General features: G+C 72.9%; 12 protein-coding genes and 1 pseudogene. 1 reads left to right on the top strand and 12 read right to left on the bottom strand.

What is annotated here, in order from left to right; genetic code table 11:
- Positions 1-118: 118 nt before the first annotated feature.
- From guaA to ACFWTE_RS06405, 10 genes are all read right to left on the bottom strand, one after another.
- Entirely contained in the window at positions 119-1,699 is a 1,581-nt protein-coding gene (gene guaA, locus ACFWTE_RS06450) for a glutamine-hydrolyzing GMP synthase (protein WP_378778295.1), read from the bottom strand.
- A 91-nt stretch (positions 1,700-1,790) separates the two neighbouring features.
- Positions 1,791-2,804 (bottom strand): UDP-glucose 4-epimerase GalE, encoded by a 1,014-nt coding sequence (galE, locus tag ACFWTE_RS06445; protein WP_378778294.1) that lies wholly within the window; start codon positions 2,802-2,804, stop codon positions 1,791-1,793.
- Positions 2,805-2,991: 187 nt separating this feature from the next.
- Entirely contained in the window at positions 2,992-5,421 is a 2,430-nt protein-coding gene (locus ACFWTE_RS06440; RefSeq protein WP_378778293.1) for an endonuclease/exonuclease/phosphatase family protein, read from the bottom strand.
- 176 nt (positions 5,422-5,597) lie between these two features.
- On the bottom strand, positions 5,598-8,198 hold the full coding sequence (locus ACFWTE_RS06435) for a polynucleotide kinase-phosphatase (protein WP_378778292.1): 2,601 nt from the start codon (positions 8,196-8,198) through the stop codon (positions 5,598-5,600).
- A complete protein-coding gene (locus ACFWTE_RS06430) occupies positions 8,195-9,763 on the bottom strand; it encodes a 3' terminal RNA ribose 2'-O-methyltransferase Hen1 (protein ID WP_378778291.1) in 1,569 nt (522 codons plus the stop codon). Before ACFWTE_RS06430 ends, ACFWTE_RS06435 begins: the two co-directional genes overlap by 4 nt.
- A 118-nt stretch (positions 9,764-9,881) precedes the next feature.
- Positions 9,882-10,364: a transporter gene (locus ACFWTE_RS06425; protein ID WP_378778290.1), complete on the bottom strand. Its 483-nt coding sequence runs from the start codon at positions 10,362-10,364 to the stop codon at positions 9,882-9,884.
- Positions 10,365-10,450: 86 nt separating this feature from the next.
- Positions 10,451-11,488: a hypothetical protein gene (locus ACFWTE_RS06420; protein WP_378778289.1), complete on the bottom strand. Its 1,038-nt coding sequence runs from the start codon at positions 11,486-11,488 to the stop codon at positions 10,451-10,453.
- Between the two features lie 80 nt (positions 11,489-11,568).
- On the bottom strand, positions 11,569-13,782 hold the full coding sequence (locus tag ACFWTE_RS06415) for a TRAP transporter permease (protein ID WP_378778288.1): 2,214 nt from the start codon (positions 13,780-13,782) through the stop codon (positions 11,569-11,571).
- A gap of 29 nt (positions 13,783-13,811) precedes the next feature.
- Complete coding sequence (locus ACFWTE_RS06410) at positions 13,812-14,351, bottom strand: DUF1850 domain-containing protein (RefSeq protein WP_378778287.1); 540 nt, start codon at positions 14,349-14,351, stop codon at positions 13,812-13,814.
- A 102-nt stretch (positions 14,352-14,453) separates the two neighbouring features.
- The gene (locus tag ACFWTE_RS06405; protein WP_378778286.1) at positions 14,454-15,482 is read right to left on the bottom strand and encodes a TAXI family TRAP transporter solute-binding subunit; all 1,029 of its coding nucleotides are present in this window, start codon (positions 15,480-15,482) and stop codon (positions 14,454-14,456) included.
- Positions 15,483-15,685: 203 nt separating this feature from the next.
- On the opposite strand from ACFWTE_RS06405, the gene ACFWTE_RS06400 reads away from it, so the two are divergent.
- Entirely contained in the window at positions 15,686-16,699 is a 1,014-nt protein-coding gene (locus ACFWTE_RS06400; RefSeq protein WP_378778285.1) for a TAXI family TRAP transporter solute-binding subunit, read from the top strand.
- A gap of 21 nt (positions 16,700-16,720) precedes the next feature.
- On the opposite strand, the gene ACFWTE_RS06395 is transcribed toward ACFWTE_RS06400, so the two are convergent.
- Together ACFWTE_RS06395 and ACFWTE_RS06390 are read right to left on the bottom strand one after the other, a co-directional pair.
- The gene (locus ACFWTE_RS06395; protein WP_378778284.1) at positions 16,721-18,130 is read right to left on the bottom strand and encodes an ATP-binding protein; all 1,410 of its coding nucleotides are present in this window, start codon (positions 18,128-18,130) and stop codon (positions 16,721-16,723) included.
- Between the two features lie 186 nt (positions 18,131-18,316).
- Positions 18,317-19,006 (bottom strand): annotated as a pseudogene (locus ACFWTE_RS06390) (response regulator transcription factor); the annotation flags it as partial.
- Between the last annotated feature and the right edge of the window lie 51 nt (positions 19,007-19,057).

The raw sequence follows: 19,057 nt of genomic DNA, 5'->3' as shown, positions 1-19,057 counted from the left end.
CCCGTAACTGTGTTAACTTATTACCCCCCGCCCCCGCCCGGCCACCCCGACCCGGCCCGCGCCCGGCACACACGCGCGGTGTGCCGGGCCCGTCCGTGTCGCGGGGAGTGCCGCTCCCCTACTCCCACTCGATGGTGCCCGGGGGCTTGCTGGTCACGTCCAGCGTCACCCTGTTGATCTCGCGGACCTCGTTGGTGATCCGGTTCGAGATCCTCGCCAGCACGTCGTAGGGCACGCGCGACCAGTCCGCGGTCATGGCGTCCTCGCTGCTGACCGGGCGCAGCACGACCGGGTGGCCGTAGGTGCGGCCGTCGCCCTGCACGCCCACCGAGCGCACGTCCGCGAGCAGCACCACCGGGCACTGCCAGATCTCACGGTCCAGGCCGGCCCGTGACAGCTCCTCGCGGGCGATCGCGTCGGCCTCGCGCAGGATCTCCAGCCGGTCGCGGGTCACCTCGCCGATGATGCGGATGGCCAGGCCCGGCCCCGGGAAGGGCTGGCGCCACACCATCTCGGGGGGCAGGCCCAGCTCCTCGCCGACCTTGCGCACCTCGTCCTTGAACAGTTCGCGGAGGGGCTCCACCAGGGTGAACTGGAGGTCGTCGGGGAGGCCGCCCACGTTGTGGTGCGACTTGATGTTGGCGGTCCCGGTGCCGCCACCGGACTCCACCACGTCCGGGTACAGGGTGCCCTGCACCAGGAACTCGACCTCGGCGCCGCCCTCCCCGCCCTCGGCGACGACCTCGCGGGCCGCCTGCTCGAACACGCGGATGAACTCGCGGCCGATGATCTTGCGCTTCTCCTCGGGGTCGGTCACCCCGGACAGCGCCGTCAGGAACCGCTCCTCGGCGTCCACGACCTTGAGCTTGGCGCCGGTGATCGCGACGAAGTCCTTCTCGACCTGCTCGGCCTCACCCTTGCGCAGCAGACCGTGGTCGACGAAGACGCAGGTCAGCTGGTCGCCGACGGCGCGCTGCACGAGGGCTCCGGCCACGGCGGAGTCCACGCCGCCGCTCAGCGCGCAGATGACGTTCTTGTCGCCGATCTGCTCGCGGATGCGCTCCAGCTGCTCCTCGACGATGTTCACCATCGTCCAGGTGGGGCGGCACCCGGCACCCTCGTACAGGAACCGGCGCAGCACCTCCTGGCCGTGCTCGGTGTGCATGACCTCGGGGTGGAACTGCACGCCGAACAGGCGGCGGTCGGTGTCCTCGAACGCGGCGACCGGCGCGCCCGCCGTGCTCGCGGTCGTCGTGAAGCCCTCGGGGGCCCGCACCACGGAGTCGCCGTGCGACATCCACACCGACAGGTCGGCGGGGATCCCCGTGAACAGCAGGGAGTCGGTGACGGCCGTCAGCTCGGTACGGCCGAACTCGCTCAGGTCGGTCCGGTCGACGGTTCCGCCCAGGGCCCGGGTCATCGCCTGGAAGCCGTAGCAGATACCGAAGGTCGGGACCCCGGTCTCGAACAGGTCGGCACCGACGTGGGGGGCACCCTCGGCGTAGACCGACGACGGGCCGCCGGAGAGGATGATGGCCTTGGGTTTCTTGGCGAGCATGTCCTCGACGGGCATGGTCGAGGGCACGATCTCGCTGTGCACATGGCATTCGCGGACGCGTCGTGCGATCAGCTGCGCGTACTGCGCGCCGAAGTCCACGACGAGAACGGTGTCGAACGTGCTCTCAGCACCAACGGACACGACGGAGCACCTTCCGCAGGGAGTACAGGGATAGGCCCCAGTCTAGGGCGTTCCCCGTGCTCAACCGCTCCCCCGCCGTGTGCGGTGGGGCTCAGCCCCCGAAGCCGCCGGGGTTGGCGCACTGCCAGCGCCACGAGTCCCGGCAGGCGTCGTCCACGCTGCGGGCGGCCTTCCATCCCAGGTCGCGGGCGGCGGCGGACGGGTCGGCGAAGCACGTGGCGATGTCGCCGGGGCGACGGTCGGTGACCGTGTACGGGATCGGCTCCCCCGTGGCCCGCTCGTACGCGCGCAGGCCTTCGAGGACGGAGGTGCCCTGCCCCGTGCCCAGGTTGTACACGCGGCAGCCGGCGGAGTCGCCGAGGTGGTCGACGGCGGCCAGGTGGCCCTGGGCGAGGTCGACCACGTGCAGGTAGTCGCGGACGCCCGTGCCGTCGGGGGTGTCGTAGTCGTCGCCGAACACGTGGAGCCGCTCGCGGCGTCCGGCCGCGACCTGCGCGATGTACGGGAACAGGTTGTTGGGGACGCCCTGGGGGTCCTCGCCGATCAGGCCGCTGGAGTGGGCGCCGATCGGGTTGAAGTAGCGCAGGGAGATGATGCGCCAGCGCGGGTCGGCGACGGCCAGGTCCTCCAGGACGCGCTCGATGAACAGTTTGGTGGCGCCGTAGGGGTTGGTCGCGGCGAGGGTGCTGTCCTCGGTGAGGGGCAGCCGCTCGGGGTCGCCGTAGACCGTCGCCGACGAGCTGAACACCAGGTCGCGGACGTCGTGTTCGTCCATCACCTCGGCGAGGGTGAGCAGCGCGTCGAGGTTGTTGCGGTAGTAGCGCAGCGGCTGGGCGACGGACTCGCCCACGGCCTTGAGCCCGGCCAGGTGGATGACCGCGTCGACGTCGTGGGCCCCGAACACCCGGCGCAGCGCGGCGGGGTCGGTGCAGTCCTCCCGGTGGAAGGCGACGGTCCCGCCGGTGATGCGCTCGACACGGCGGACGGCCTCCTCGCTGCTGTTGACGAGGGAGTCGACCACGACGACGCCGTACCCGGCCTGGAGCAGTTCGACCGCGGTGTGCGAGCCGATGTACCCGGCCCCACCGGTGAGCAGTACGTTCATCTCTCGCTTCCCTGGGTGGAGGAGCGTCCGACGCGTCGCGGACGCTCCCCAGGATAGGGGGCGGCCGGAGCGGGGACCGGTGACACGCGGCACGTGGACCCCTCCGGGAACCCGGCGGCACGCGCGGGGCCCGGCACGCGCGGAGGGGGCGGGCGCCGGCGGCGCCCGCCCCTCCCCCACGGGCGGGTCAGCCGCGCCCGGGCGGGGTGCTGCGGCGGGTGTCCAGCCACAGGACCTGCGGGTCGTGGTCGCTCACCTGGTCGTGGAACTCGGAGTTGAGTCGCGCGACCTCGTAGTCGACCCGGCCGGCGAGGGCCTGGTTCACGAGGATGTGGTCCAGGGCCTGGGAGTTGCCGTCGAACACGTAGTTGTAGCGCTCCCCCTCCGGCAGGTCCGTCATGGGGTTGTGCAGCCGGCCGTCCCCGGTGAGGATCTCCAGGGTCCGTGAGAACTGGAAGTCGTTCAGGTCGCCCATGACGACCAGGTTGGCCTCCGGGTCCGCCGCGAGCAGCTCGTCGGTGAACGCTCCGACCAGTTCGGCCTGGGCGTGGCGCTGGACCTCGCTGGTGCGGTCCGGCGGCTGGTGGACGCCGTGCAGCGGCTGGTCGCCGCCTTTGGAGGCGAAGTGGTTGGTGACCACGTAGACGTCCCGGTTCAGGACGCGGAAGTGGCCGACCAGCGGCTTGCGGCTGGACTCCCACGCCTCGTCCTGCGGGCTGATGCGCCCCGGGGACACCGACAGCTCGGCCCCCCGTTCGCCCTCCTCGACCTCGACGGCGGTCGTGGCGTCACCGCCCTCGCGGTCCACGAACTGGACGCGCTCGGGGTCGAACAGGAAGGCGTTGCGGATGTTGCCGCCCGGCTGCCCGCCGTCCTGCTTGTCCTCGGGGCTGATCTGGCGCCACTCGTAGGCGGGTCCGCCCTGGTCGGCGACGGCCCGCACGAGCCGGTCGAGGGTGAGGCCCGCGTCCACGGTGCCGTCGTCCGCGGGGCCGCTGTCGTCCTGGATCTCCTCCAGCCCGATGATGTCGGGCGTGTCCAGGTGCTCGACGATGCCGGTCGCGAGGGCGTCGTACCTGGCCTGGTCGTCCTGGCCGCCGAGGTTCTCGACGTTGTAGGTGGCGACGCTGACCTCGTACCGCTCGGTGTCGCGGACCGGGGTGCGCTCCAGGTCGCCCGGGACGTGCTCGCCCAGGGTCGTGGCGCGGATCAGGTAGCCGCCGAACCGGCTGTGGTGGACGGGGCCCTCGGTGACCCCGGCGAGGGTGTCGCCGACGTTCGCCGTCGGGAAGGGGTGCTCGGCGCGGTCGAGCAGGGACTCGACCTTGACCCGTCCCGTGTTGGGGTCGTCGTAGGAGCCGTAGGCGGTGCCGCCGTTGACGGTGGGGTTCTGCTCGGGCTTGGTGGTCACCCACAGGGCGTGGTAGCCGTCGGTGGCGCCCACCACGGGGGCGTCCTCGACGCGGACCGTCATGTGCTCGTGGGCGGCCCAGAAGTCCAGGGCGTACTCGTCGGGCCGCAGTTCCAGCCCGGACACGTCGCCGCCGTGGTCGGGGGCGTACGCCTCGGGCAGGGCGTCGGCGTCGAGGAGGACGGCCCCGGGGAGGTCGTTTCCGGTCGACAGGACGGTCCAGCGGGCCTCGTCGAGCTGGGTGACGGTCTGCTGGCCGGACGCGGACCGGTACTCGACGACCCTTCCGGCGACCAGGACCTCGTCGCCCGCGGTGACGCCGGGTGTGGTGGAACCGGTGAAGACGTACAGTCCCTCGCTCGTGCGGGGGTCACCGTCACCCTCGGTGTCCTGGAACCAGAATCCCCGGGCGCCGCCGAAGGCGTTGACGGCCGTCACCACGCCGGGCAGGCCGCTGACCTGGCGGCCGGTGTGCGGGGAGGTGCGGGTGGTGCCCTGGACGTCGTGGACGCGCAGGTCGCCGGGCTCGACGGGCTCCTCCGGGCCGCCGCCGTCTCCGACGGTCTCCCCCGCCGCGTTGGTGGGGGTGGGGTCCCCTGCGGTGAGGTCGGCCGCGTTGACCCCGGTGTCGGTGAACTCGGCGTCGCGGGAGGCGGAGGCGGTGTTGGAGAGCCCCGTGACGGGCGCCCCCGCGTGGACGACGGCGTCGCCGTAGCCGACCACGTCGACGACGGTGCCGTCCTGCGCGCACGCCGCGGCGGTCCGGCAGGCGACCGGCTCGGTGCCGGACACGAGCAGGACCGCACCCGCCGTCGCGGACATGCTGGTGCTCCCGGCCGTGTCGGGGGTGGGGAGTTCGGTGCTGCCCCCGGCGCCCGCCGCCTGGCGGACGAGGTGGTGGCCGCCCGCCGGGATCTCACCGGTCAGGGCCGTGACCTGGACCCGGGTGGCCGGTCCCGGGCGGGCGGGGAGGTACTGGACGCTCCATCCGGCGAGGTCGGCGGCCTCGCCCGTCGGGTTTCCCAGTTCGACGAAGTCGTGGCGCAGGTGGGCACCGCTGTTGCCGCCTCCGCCGTACACCTCGCTGATCACCGGTGTGGCGGTGTCGGCGAGGGCGGTGGGAACCGCCCCGAGGCCGACGGCCAAAAGGACCGCGGCGGCGGCGGACGCGGACGCGGTCAGGCGTCCGGATCGGGTGGGGGTCACGTCTGCTCCGGGGGGGTCGCTGGGGGCGGGCCCGGACATCATGACCCGGACGGATGTCCGATCGGAAGAGAACGCGTGAAATGGAGGCGACGCGACCCGTGGTTGGTGCGATCCGACCACCTTCGCGCCGGTTCCTCCCGGTGCGAACGTCCAAGTCCGGCCGCCGTCCCCGCGGGCTACAGGCGCGGGTCGACCGGCTCGGACTCCAGCGCCAGGATCGCGAACACGGGTTCGTGCACCCGCCACAGCGGTTCGCGGCGCGCGTGCCTGGCCAGGGCCTCCAGCCCCAGTTTGTGCTCGCGCATGGCCAGGCTGCTCTTGCGGCCGAGGTTGCGCTCCTTGAGGACGGCCAGCCGTTCGGGGTCGGTGTAGTCGGCGCCGTAGACGATCCGCAGGTACTCGGGTCCGCGGACCTTCAGCCCCGGCTGGACCAGGCCCTTGCGGCCCGTGGCCCGTGCGCCCAGGACCGGCTTGACCACCATGCCCTCACCGCCCGCGGAGACCAGGTCGGTCCACCAGTCGGCGCCGGAGGCGCAGGCGTCCGGGTCGGTGGTGTCGACCACCCGGTACCGGGTGGGGTGTACCAGTCCGCCCGCCTCCGCGAGCCGTTCGGCGACCGCCATGTGCCACAGGTGGTCGGCGTCGGAGTACTCCCGTCCCTCGGAGGCCAGCACCGCGAACGGCGCGTACCGGAGCCCCGCCGCGCCGTCGGTGTCCCACGAGTAGCGCCGGTAGACCCGGCTGAAGGCCTCCGCCTGCTCGGTCCGCAGGGCCACCTTGGCGGCCAGGCCGTCCACGGGCATGCCGCGGGCCGCCGCCTGCCGGAGCGCGTCCGCGGCGGCGGGCAGGGAGGCGCGGGCGGCGGCGCCCACCGACGCGTACTGCTCGCGGATCAGCGGCCGGGCCTTGGCCGACCAGGGCAGCAGCTCCCCGTCCAGCGCCACCCAGTCGGTGCCGAGCCGGTCCCACAGGCCCGCGTCGGTCACGGCACGGCGCAGCTGGTCGACGACCTCCGCCTGGAGCGCGGGGTCCCGGAAGAACGGTCGGCCGGTCCGGGTGAAGAGCGCTCCCAGCTCGCCGGGCACGAACCGCCGCTCGGCGGCGTCCCCGTCACGGCACAGCACGGCGACGGCGCGCGAGCCCATGTGCTTCTCCTGGCACACGACCTCGCCGGCTCCCGCGCCACGGAAGTACGAGAACGCCTCGTCCGGGTGCTCCAGGAGCCCCGGGGCGGCGGCGGTCGGCGCCGGGGCCATGGTGGGCGGCAGGTACAGGAGCCAGCGCGGGTCGACGGCGAACCGGCTCATCACCTCCAGCGCGGACAGCGTGCTGCCGCTGTCGGTGCGCACGTTCCCGTCGGCGGTCTCCACGAACAGGCCGGGCGCCGCGTCGTCGGCGCCGATCCCGACGTCGGTGATGTCGACGGTGTCGTCGGCGCGCCGCTCCGCGTCCTGCGGCGGCGTGTCCGACAGCGGCCGGGCCGGCTCGTACCAGGTGCGGTGGGCGTCCACCTCGACCAGTTCGCGTTCCGGGTAGCGCAGCGCGGTGAGCTTGCCGCCGAACACGCAGCCCGTGTCCAGGCAGATGGTGTTGTTGAGCCACTCGGCCTTGGCGGTGGGCACGTGGCCGTAGACCACGGCCGCGCTGCCCCGGTACTCGCGGGCCCACGGCAGCCGCACCGGGAGGCCGTACTCGTCGGTCTCCCCCGTGGTCTCGCCGTACAGGGCGAAGGAGCGCACCCGGCCGGAGGCCCGGCCGTGGTACTCCTCCTTGAGTCCGGCGTGGGCGACGACGAGTCTCCCGCCGTCGAGGACGAGGTGGCTGACCAGGCCGTCGCAGAAGGCGAGCACCCCGGCGCGGAACTCCTCGGTCTCCCGGCCCAGCTGCTCCAGGGTCTCGGCGAGGCCGTGGGTGGCACGGAGCTTGGCGCCCTTGAGTACCCTGACCAGCTTGTTCTCGTGGTTTCCCGGCACGCACAGGGCGTCGCCGTCGGCGACCATGCCCATGACCAGGCGCAGCACGCCGGGGCTGTCGGGCCCGCGGTCCACGAGGTCGCCGACGAACACCGCCGTGCGGCCGTCGGGGTGGCGGGCACCCACGGGGCGCCCCTCGCCGTCGCGCGACAGTGCGTAGCCGAGTCCGCCGAGGAGTTCCTCCAGTTCCTCCCGGCAGCCGTGCACGTCGCCGACGATGTCGAACGGGCCGGTGAGCTCCGTGCGGTCCGGCCAGGCGCGCTCCAACTCGATCGTGACGCCGTCGACCTCCTCCGGGCCGTGCAGGACGTGGGTCCTGCGGAAACCCTCGCGGGACAGACGTTTCACCCCCTGCCGGAGGTCGCGCCGCTGCCTCCGGATGACGTGGTCTCCGAAGTCCCGGTCGGGCCTCTCCCTGTTGCGCTCCCTGGCCAGCGCCTCGGGGACGTCCAGCACGATGGCGGTGGCCAGGACGTTGTTGGCCTTGGCGATGCGCACCAGTTCCGCGCGCGCCCTGCTCTGCACGTTGGTGGCGTCGACGACGGTGAGCAGCCCGCGCCTCAGCCGGATGTCGACGATGGTGTGCAGCAGGGCGAACGCGTCGGCGCTGGCGGACTGGTCGTTCTCGTCGTCGCTGACCATGCCCCGGCAGTAGTCGGAGCTGATCACCTGCGTCGGCGCGAAGTGCCTGGCGGCGAAGGTGGACTTGCCGGAACCGGACACACCGACCAGCACGACGAGCCCCATCCCGGGCACGCCGAGCACACGCGGCCCGGGGGTACGGGCCCCCTCTGTCGTACTCATCGGGTGAAGACTCCCATCTGGGTCGGGGAACCGCTCCGCGGGTCCTCGGACCCGACCGGCAGGCGGCGGACGCGGTAGCCGTGCTGTTCGGCGACCCGGTCGGTCCACCGGGCGAACTCGGCGCGCGTCCACTCGAACCGGTGGTCGCTGTGCCGGAGGGAGCCGTCCCGCAGCCCCTCGTAGTGCGTGTTGTACTCAACGTTGGGGGTGGTGACCACGACGACGCGGGGGCGGGCCGCGCCGAACACGCTCTCCTCCATCGCGGGCAGCCTCGACGGGTCGAGGTGCTCGATCACCTCCATCAGGACGGCGGCGTCGTACCCGCAGAACCGCCGGTCGCGGTAGACCACGGAGCCGACCAGGAGCTCGGGGCGCGGGGGCGTCCCGTCGGCTCCCGCCGTTCTGCCGGTGAGGGCGGGCAGCGGGCGGTGGCGCCTGCCGCCGCCGGGTTCGCAGCCCCGGCAGATCCTGCGGTGGGCGTGTTCGAGGGAGACGGCGCTGACGTCCACACCGGTCACGCGGGTGAGGGTGCGGTCCGCGGCCAGTCGCGCCAGCAGCCGACCGGAGCCGCAGCCCAGGTCGAGGACGCTGGTGGCGCCCTCCGCTCCCAGCACCGCCATGACCGCCCCGGCGCGCTGTTCGGCCAGACCGGGGGTTCGCTCGTCGGCCGCCGCGGCCGGGGTCTGCGCGGTGGCTGCCTCCTCCACGGCGGGGTCGTCCGCGCCCTCGGCCGTGTCCTCGGCCTCCGCGAAGCGGGCCATCGCGGTCCGCACGTAGGCCTCGCGCCGGTTCAGGTAGCGGCGGGTGATCCAGTCCCGTTCGGGGTGTGCGGACAACCAGCCGACGTCCGCGCCGGGACCGCCGGCCTCCCCGTCCGTCTCCTCGGCGGCGGACGGTCCGTCGCCGTCCGTCCCCTGCACGGCGCCGGGCAGCCCTCCGGCGCGGAGGAGCTTGTCGACCTCGCTCTGGTCGACCCAGTAGTGCTTGGTGCCGTCCATCGCGGGCAGCAGCACGTACAGGTGGCTGAGGGCCTCGGACAGGCGCATGGTCCCGGTGAGGGTGAGGGCCAGGTAGTGGGAGTCGCCCCAGCCGGGCAGGCCGGGATCGAGCGGGACCGGTTCGGCGTCGACCGTCCACCCGAGGGGCTCGAAGAGCGCGCGGGCCCGCTCGGCTCCGGCCCGGCAGGGGACGGCGGGCATCCGCAGTTCCAGCGGGAGGGGGGTGCGCGCCAGCTCGGGCCGGGGTCCGCACGTCCCCCGGAGGGCGGAGCGGAACACCCTTCCGAGCGCCACCGTGAACAGGGACGAGGTGGCGTAGGGGCGGTCGTTGACGTACTGCGCGAGCGCGAAGTCTGGCGAGCTCACGGACGTGCGGGCGCGTAGGAGCGCCTGGGCGTCGACGTCCAGCAGGAGCGCCGCCGTGCAGCGTTCCCCGGTCGCCTCGGGGTAGAAGACATGAGCGGTCCCGAAGGACTGCTCGAAGCCCTGCACCCTGTCGGGGTGCTTGTGGAGCAGGAAACCGAGGTCCGTCGCCGGGTTCGCCGTGGTCGTGATCGTCAGTAGCACCCGTGCATTGTGGCCTCTCCCTGTGACACGGGGCCAGGGTTTTTCTCCCGCGACCGGTGGGAGCGGCCCCTCCCGCTGTGGATCCCGGATCAGGGGCCGCCCCCGCACGGTCGGGGGATCAGCCGTCGGCGCCGTGCTCCCGGACGTGCCTGGCGGCGTGCAGACGGGAGGTGACCAGGGCGGCGGCCGCGAGGGAGAGCACGAGGACCACCGCGTCGACGGCACTCGTGGTCAGCAGCGGGTCGACGGACGTGTACGCGGAGTCGATGGGCATGCGGACGTCGACCTCCACCCACAGCATCAGGCCCACGAAGGACAGGACCAGGAGCGGCGGCACGGAGATCAGCGCGGTGAGCCCCGGGTGGGGCAGGCGCAGGAGGCGCAGCAGGGGCCAGGACAGGAGGGGGGCGAGGAAGAGGGGCAGGGCCGTCAGGAGCATGCCCGCGCCGATGTTGGCGTCGGGGGTGGGGTGGTAGGCCCCGATGTAGGCACGCACGCCCCAGGTGGCCAGGAGCAGCAGGGCGGACGCGATCAGCGCGGCGACCGTGGCGAGCAGGATCGCGCGGGCCGCGGGGACGGGGGTGGGGGGGCGGTAGCTCATGGTCCCAGCCTGCCGCGGCTCGGCCCCGCCCGCATGAGTAGGGCTACTCATACGGACCGCGGTGCGGGGCGGGACTGGACGGCCCGTCAGGACGGGGCCGGCCCGCCGGCCGTCCGCGCCGGATCGACGCCGAGCTCCTCCATCGCCAGGGCGACCCCGGCTCGGGCGTTCCCGAAGAACGACCACGGCTGGTCGCAGTAGACGTTGCCGACGGCGGACAAATGCCAGTACGCCGCCTCGGCCATGCCCGCCCGGTGGAACGCCCACCCGAACAGGTGGTGCGCCTGGACGTCGCGCGGGTGCGGCACGGCCGCCGTCGCCCACCCCTGCGCGAGGTCGAACAGCTCCTGCGCCGACTCCCCGTGCAGGCGGCCCAGGGCGTTGTGCACGACGAGGGAGGTGTTGCCCTCGGCGCCGAGCCTTTTCTGCTCGGCACGCACGTGCTCGGCGTGGGCGAGCGCCAGCACGGACGGGAGGGGATGCCCCTCGGGCGCGGTGTCGGCGGTGGCACCGGCGAAGGCGAACATCTCCTCGGTGGAGCCGCCCCTGGTGGCGGACAGGGAGCGCGTCCGGATCATGTGCGCGGGGAACAGGTGCGGCGCCCGTGCGGTGATCTCCCGCCAGAGCCGGTCCTTCTCCTGGCGGTCCGCTCCCAGCCCCATCGCGACGGTCTGGAGGCCCGCCCAGGGGGCGGCGTCGTCGGTGCGCAGCCGCGCGGACGCCTCCAGGGGGATGCGGGCCTCGTCCAGGGCCGCGGCGAACGCCTTGCGGTCGGCCTGGCGCGTGTCGGCGCCGCCGGAGGGCTGGCGCAGGGCGCGGGCCAGGAGGGCGTGCCCCAGCCAGAGCATGACGTCGGCCCGGTCGGCGCCGTTCCCGACGAGTTCGACGACGGCCTCGGGCCGGTCGGCGGCGGCCCGGCCGAGCGCCTCCGCCTGGATCACGCGGGTCTCGGGGTCCTCCCGGGACTCGGCGAGCAGCGGCAGTCCGGCCTCGGCCCCGCCCTCCCGCACGGCCTCGCAGCCGGCCCTGAGCAGGGGATCAGCGCCCAGGGAAGCGGACACCAGGCGTGCCTCGATGTCGGTGCCGCGAGGCACCCTTGCCGGGTTCCGTCCGAATCGCCACATGTGTGCGAGCGTAGCGGGCCCGTCGTCCGGCGACGACGGGCCCGCGAGGAGTCCGGCGAGGTCACACCGTACTCACCGGTTCACTTCCCGGCCGGGGCCCCGCTCCTGTCCCGCGCTGCCGGGGCGCCGCCCCCGTCCTCGGGAACGGTCCGGGCGACGGCCTTCGCCCTGCGGTGGCCGACCACCTGGAGGGCGATCAGTGCGGCACCCACGACCGAGCCGGCCAGGACGAACCACTGCGGGTCGACGGTGGTCGACAGCGCCCCCTCCACCAGGGCGGCCCACTCGGGGGCGACCAGGACCAGCAGCGCCGCGACCGCCAACAGCAGGCGCTCGCCCAGCAGGGTGCGGCGGAGGAAGAAGCCCTCGATGGCGATGGCGGAGGCGGCCAGCGCCACACAGCCGCTGACCACCGCCACGACCACGTCGAGTACCGGGCCGTCCAGGGCCATCAGCGAGGAGTAGGCCATCAGGAGGGGGATCAGGTACAGGCCCTTGGCGAACTTCCACGACGACACCCCCGAGCGCATCGGGCTCGCGTTGGCCACACCCGCCGCGGCGAAGGCCGCGAGGGCCACCGGCGGGGTGACGTTGGAGTCCTGGCTGAGCCAGTAGACGATCATGTGCGCCACGATCAGTGCCACGCCCAGCTCCTGGAGCGCCGGGCCCGCCAGGATGACCACCACCACGTAGGACGCGGTCACCGGCAGCCCCATGCCCAGGACCAGCGAGGCGAGGGCGATCATCACCAGTGTGAGGAACAGGTTGCCCGCGCCCACGCTCAGCATCATCGAGGAGAAGGCCAGGCCCATGCCGGTGAGGCTGACGACGCCCACGATGATCCCCGCCGTCGCGCACGCGATCGAGACGGGCAGGGTGTTGTTCGCCGCGATGACGAAGACTTCCAGGAAGTCGCGGAGGGAGAGCCTGCTGCTGGCCCGCACCATCGCCACCACCAGCAGGACACCGCAGCTGTACAGGCCCGCCTGGGTCGGGGTCACGTAGTTCAGCAGCAGGACGATCAGCAGCAGCAGGGGAGCCAGGAAGTGCCACCCGGCGGCCAGCACGGCGCGGAACGTGGGCACCTCGGCGGCGCTCATCCCGCCGATCCCGTTCTTGCGCGCCAGGATGTCGACGAAGAAGAACATCACCCCGAAGTACATCAGGGCGGGGATGATGGCCACCTTCACGATGTCGGCGTAGGGGACCCCGATGTACTCCGCCATGAGGAAGGCGCCCGCGCCCATGATGGGCGGCAGGATTTGCCCGCCCGTGGAGGCGGCCGCCTCGACGCCCGCCGCGTCGTGCTTCTTGTACCCCACCTTCTTCATCAGCGGGATGGTGAACACACCGGTGGTGACGACGTTGGCGATGGCACTGCCCGAGACCGAGCCCATCAGGGCGCTGCCCAGGACCGCCGCCTTGGCCGGGCCTCCGACCATCCGCCCGGTCAGGCAGTAGGCCAGGCCGACGAAGAAGTTCCCGCCGCCGGTCTTCTGCAGCAGTGCCCCGAAGAGGATGAACACGAAGACGAACGTGACCACGACCCCGAGCGTCATGCCGAAGATGGCTTCGGTGCCCAGGTAGCTGTACGTGGAGATGCGCTGGTAGGTGCGCCCGCTGTGCCCGAAGTCACCGGGGATGAGCGGGCCGATCCACGCGTAGAACAGGAAGACCGCGGCCAGGAGGACCATCACCATGCCGACCGTGCGGCGGGTGGCCTCCAGCAGGAGCACGACCATGATCGCGCCCATGATCCAGTCGGTCTCGTTGTAGGCCCCGACCCGGGAGGCCAGCTCCTGCTGGTAGACGAGGGGGTAGAGGCTCGCCGCCAGGGCCGCCGCGATGAGGGCCAGGTCGATCGCGATCCCCGGGGCGGAGCGGCCGAAGGCACCCTTGGTGACGGGCCGCACCAGGAACACCAGGACCAGGACGAACATCAGGTGGATCACGCGCTGCTGGCGGGCGTCCATGCTCGCCACCAGGCCGATGTAGAGCTGGAAGAGCGTCAGCCCGACGGCCAGGGCGAGGATGACCACGCCGATGATCCCGGCCATGCGGCTCTGGCCCCAGCGCTCGGCCGCGAGCCGCTTCCAGACGGGGTCCGCGCCCTCCTCCTCCCCGTCGACGTCGGGGAGCACGTCGGCGGCGGAGCCGGGGCGCTCCCCGGCCCGGGGGCCCGGCTGGGTACCGGGTCGGTCCCCGGTCGCGGCGCCCTCGGCCGCGGTCTCCTCCCCCGGTTCCGGGGTGGACGGGGACGTGCCGCCCCGCGCCTGGGGTGGGGTCTCGGCCATGGTGTTCTCTCAGGTTCTCTCGGAAGGTGTCAGGCGGGGGGTACGGACGCGTCGCACTCCGGTTCGGGGGTGCGGCCGAGGAGCAGTCGCAGGGTCGAGACGCGGTCGGGTTCGATGGTGACCCGGCGCGCGGCCAGGCAGGCGGACAGGCCGACCTCGTCGTCGGGGGTGCTCACACGGTGGTCCACCGAGGGGGCGCCGACGCGGAGCGCCAGCTCCGTGCCGATGTCGCGGTCCATGCCCTCGATGACCCACCACTCACCGTCGGCGCGGCCCGTCCCCTCCCCGACGATGTGGCCCATGCCCGCACCGAACTGTCGGAAGCGGGTGGACTGGACGATCAGCCTTCCGTCGCGCATCTCGATGTTCTCCTCGATCGGCAGGTGGTCGATCGAGTGGACGTAGGAGATGGTGAACAGCTCGCCCTCGGACAGGGGGAGGTGGCCCAGTTCCGTGCCCCCGGTGGAGAGGCGCAGCGCCGGCCAGGCGGGCCACAGCAGCGCCCCGGCCACGGCCGCGAGCACGAGTGCCGCGACGGCCGCGGCCCGGAACGGGCGACGGCGCGGCATCTCCCGTGCCGCGGGGGTCCGCGGTCGCCCTTCGGCGCCCCCGGACCCCCTTCCGCTCGCCGTGGGCGGGGTCTCCATCGGTGTCTCCGGCCTCCCGGCCCCTCAGCCCTGGAGGTCCTCGGGGATCTCGACGCCCTGCTCCTCGTAGTAGCGGACGGCGCCGGGGTGGACCGGGACGGGGCTGTTGGTGATCGTCTCGGGGATGAGGTACTCCTCGCCCGGCGCGTAGACCGACACGACCTGGTCGATGTTCTCGAACATGGCCTCGGTGATGTCGTAGGCCTGCTGCTCGTTGAAGTCACCGGTGACGACGAGGGCGTTCCACACGGCGATGGTCTCGACGTCCTCTTCCACGCCCGTGTAGGTGCCGCCGGGGATGGTGTGCTCCGTGTAGCCGCCGTAGCCGCTGGTGATGGCCTGGCGCTCTTCCTCGCACATCTCGATGATGTGGATGTCCTCGGTGGTGGCCAGCTCGGTGATGCCGGCGTGGCCCTGGCCGACGACCCACGAGCCCGCGTCGAGCTGGCCGCTGCTGAGGGCGTTGGCGGTCTCGGCGTAGCCGAGCTGCTGGAGTTCGATCTCGGTGGAGGCGATCTCCAGGGACGCGAAGACCTGGTTGGTGGTGGCCTCGTTGCCGCTGCCGATGTCGCCCACCGAGTAGCGGGTCTCCTTGACGTCGGAGAAGCACTCGATGCCCTTGTCCATGGCGATCGAGTCGAGGGTGATCGCGTGGAAGACGTTGGGGTAGAGCACGGCGAGCGAGTAGGTCTCGATCGGGTTGGCCTCGAACTCGGCGCTGCCGTTGGCGGCCTGGTCGGCGGCGTCGCCCTGCACGATCGCGATGTGTCCCTCGCCGCCGCCCAGCAGGCGGATGTTCTCGACGGAGGCGCCGGTGGCCTCGACCGAGGCGGACGTGCCCTCCAGCTGGTCGCCGATGATCGTGCCCAGGGCACCGCCGATGGGGTAGTAGACACCGCTGGTGCCGCCCGTGACGATGCTCAGCTGGTTCTGGACACCGCCGCTGCCGACCTCGGCCGCCTCATCGCCTCCGGACTCCGCCGGCTGGGCGCAGCTGGTCAGCAGGAGGGTGCTGACGGGGACGGCTGCCAGTGTCAGGAGCGAGCGTCGCATGGTCGGGTGTCCTCTCGGGGAACGGCGGGGGCTGTCGCGGAGCGGCTCCGGTCGCAAGGCGTGGGACGCACTCGGACCGGGCGAGTGTGGCGCGCGCCACTCCACTGGAGAGAAACGTAGTCGTCACACCCCGGAAACCTGCCCCCGCGCGGTGAGATTTGAGCTTGTCCTGAGGTTTCATGCTCCTTGCTAGTGTTTGCCCCATGGCGCGATCCCGCGTCCGGCGGCTGCTCTCGGCCTCCGGGCTCCTCCTCACGATCGTGGTCGTCGCACCCCTGCTCACCTGGTCGCAGACGTGGGTCACCGATCCGCTCGGCGTGTCCATCGGGACGGGCGGCGACGGCGGCGTCTACCACGTCTACGGCTCCGGCCTGGCCCAGATCGCGACCGCGCGCCCCGACACGGAGATCGTCGCCCGTACCACCGCCGCGAGCGTGGAGAACAACCGGCTGGTCGCCGACGGCTCCCTGGACGCCGCCTTCACCCTGTCCGACGTCGCGGCGCTGGCGGTCGAGGGCGGCTCCCCCTTCGACGAGCCCCAGCCCATCGCCGCGATCGCGCGCCTCTACGACAACCACACGCACCTGGTGGTGCGCGCGGACTCCCCGTACGAGGAACTCGCCGACCTCGCCGGCAGCACTGTCTCCGTGGGGGCCCAAGGCTCCGGGACCGAGATGATGGCCGACCGGCTCCTGGACCTGGCCGGGCTCGGTGCGGTTCGCGCCGACACCGGTGACGGTGCCGGAGAGGGCGAGTTCGTCCGGCTCCAGCTGTCCATCGAGGCCTCGGCCCGCGCACTGGAGGAAGGCGACGTCGACGCCTTCTTCTGGTCCGGCGGCCTCCCCACCGACGCGGTGGCCGACCTCGCGGAGCGGGCACCGATCCGGTTGGTCGACCTGGCCGAGCACGTACCGCAACTGGTCGAGAAGTACGGTGAGTTCTACTCCGAGCGGCCGGTGCCCGCCAGCACCTACCCGGGTGTTCCCTCGGTGCGCACCATCGGGGTCCCGAGCCTCCTCGTGGTCAACTCCTCCATGCCGGACGAGGTGGCCGCGAACCTGACCGGGCTGCTGTTCGAGTGGCGCGAGCAGCTGGTGCGGATCCACCCGGTGGCGCTGCACCTGCACCCCCGGTCGGCGATCTCCACCCTGCCGATACCGCTGCACCCCGGTGCCGCCGCGTACTACCGGCAGACCAAGTACGCCTACGACGGGTAGCGGCGGAAGCGGAGGCCGGGCTCACACCGGCAGGCGGATCCTCGCGTCGATCCCGTGCGGCGACGCCGGGCGCAGCGACAGGTGCGCCCCCTGGAGCTCCAGCAGGGTGACGACGATGGACAGGCCCAGCCCGGAACCGCCCACCCCGTCGGTGCCGTCCCGCCAGAACGGCCGTGCCGCCTGCTCCAGCTGCGCCTCGGGAAGGCCCGGCCCGTCGTCGACCACGTGTACGTCGACGTGGCCGGGCCCGTCCGGTCCCGGCTCCGTCCGGTGCGCCCGCACCGTGATCCGCACGCCCGGACCGCCGAACTTCAGGGCGTTGTCGATGAGCGCGTCCAGCGCCTGGTCGAGGGTCCCCTCCACGCACCGGACACGCATACCCACGGTGTTCTCGCACTCCAGGACCGCTCCGGCCCGTTCGGCTATCGGCGCCCAGGAGACCACGCGGTCCTCGGCGACCTCCACGACGTCCTCCCAGACGAGGGAGTGCTCGGCGTCCTCGGTGCGGGCCAGGGTGAGCAGGCTGTCGCAGATGCGGCTGAGCCGGTCCACCTCGTCCAGGGCCAGCCGGTGCTGCTGCGCCCCCTCGGGGGTGAGGTGGCGGGACAGGGAGTCCACCCGCAGCCGCAGCGCGGCAAGCGGGTTGCGCACCTGGTGGCCCGCGTAGGCGACGAAGGTGCGCTGGCGCTCCAGCATCGAGGTGATGGTGTCGGCCATCTGGTTGAACGACTCCCCCAGACGGCGCAGCTCCTCGGGTCCGGCCGCCGTGCGCACCCGGGTGTCCAGGCTGCCCCCGCTGACGGCCCGGGTGGCCTCGTCCAGGTCGTCGATGGGACGCAGCACCCAGCGGGTCAGGGGCCCGGCCGCCGCGATCCCGGCGATCATCAGGGAGGCGACCGCCGCCCAGGCCACGCACCACTGCGCGAGGGTGGAGCGGCGCAGGGACGCGGTGGGTGAGGCGGTGACGGCCGCGCCGACGACCTCGCCGGAGCGGCCGATGGGCTCGGCCACGATCAGGGGACCGTCCTGCCAGGGGTAGACGATCGTGTTCGCGCCCATCCGGTTGCCCGCGAGCGCGGTCCGGACGGCCTCGGGCAGCTCGCCGTCCCGGTCCGCATCGTGCCCGGGGTCCATGCCGGCCACGTCGGCGCCCTCCCGGGAGGCGGCGACGACACTGCCCTCACGGTCGACGATGACGGCGGTGATGCCGTACAGCTGGTCGTAGGCGGTGAGCTCGCCCGTCAGGCTCGTCGCCGAGCCGGTGAGCACGCTGGGCTCGGCGAGCCCGGCGAAGCGTGCGGTGTCGTTGATGCGGTCCAGGAGCATGTCGGAGGTGCCCCGGGCGGCGATGCTCCCGCACAGGGGCAGGGCCAGGCCCAGGCAGGCCGCGACCAGCAGGGTCACGTACACGGTCAGTACACGTCTGCGCATCCTGGCGCTCCGCCGCGGGGCCGGGCCCCGTCAGGACCGCCGGACCGGGGCGACGGCGGTGGCCGCCGCCGGAGAGCCGGGACGGGAGACGGCGGGAACGGTGGGAGGCGTACCGGCCCGGCGGGCACGGATCATCGCGTCCGGCCGGGCCGCGGCTCCTTCGGCCGCCACCTGGCCGGAGGCGGGGGTCCGCCCGGCGGAGGCGCGAGCGTGCCCGTCCCCGGCGATCCGGTAGCCCACACCCCGGGCGGTCTCGATGAGACCGGGCACGCCGAGCTTGGAGCGCAGGGTACCGATGTGCACCTCCAGCGTGCGCAGTGTGCCGGGCCAGGTCGTCTGCCACACCCGCAGCAGCAGGTGCTCACGGGACACGACCGTGCCCGCCCCCCGGACCAGGGCGAGGAGGAGGTCGAACTCCTTCCGGGTGAGGTCGACCGGTTCGCCGCCCCGGGAGACGGCGCGCGTGGCCGGGTCGACCCGCAGGGAGCCGATCTCCAGCGGCTCCTCCACGCGTTTGCGGGTGCGGCGCAGGACAGCCTCCATCCGGGCGCAGAGTTCGTCGATGGCCAGGGGTTTGACGACGTAGTCGTCGGCGCCCGAGCGCAGGCCCCGGACGCGTTCGCCCTGTCGGCCGCGCGCGGTGACCATGATGACGGCGGTGTCGCCGACGTCGTGGCGTTCGCGCAGGCGGCCGCACAGCTCGATGCCGTCCATGTCGGGCAGTCCGAGGTCGAGCAGGATGATGTCGGCGGGCGCCGCCGCGAGGGCCCCCGCGGCGGTGCGCACCTGGTCGACCGTGTAGCCGTTGGCCTCCAGGGCACCGGCGAGGGCGTCGGCCAGCCGGACGTCGTCCTCGACGAGGAGCACCTTGATCACGGGTTCACGTCCTTCGGGGAGGGGAGACGGCAGGGGGTCGCTACCGCACCC

Source organism: Nocardiopsis sp. NPDC058631 (genome assembly GCF_042716955.1).
Lineage (GTDB): Bacteria > Actinomycetota > Actinomycetes > Streptosporangiales > Streptosporangiaceae > Nocardiopsis.
This window is presented reverse-complemented; position numbering and strand designations above follow the sequence as displayed.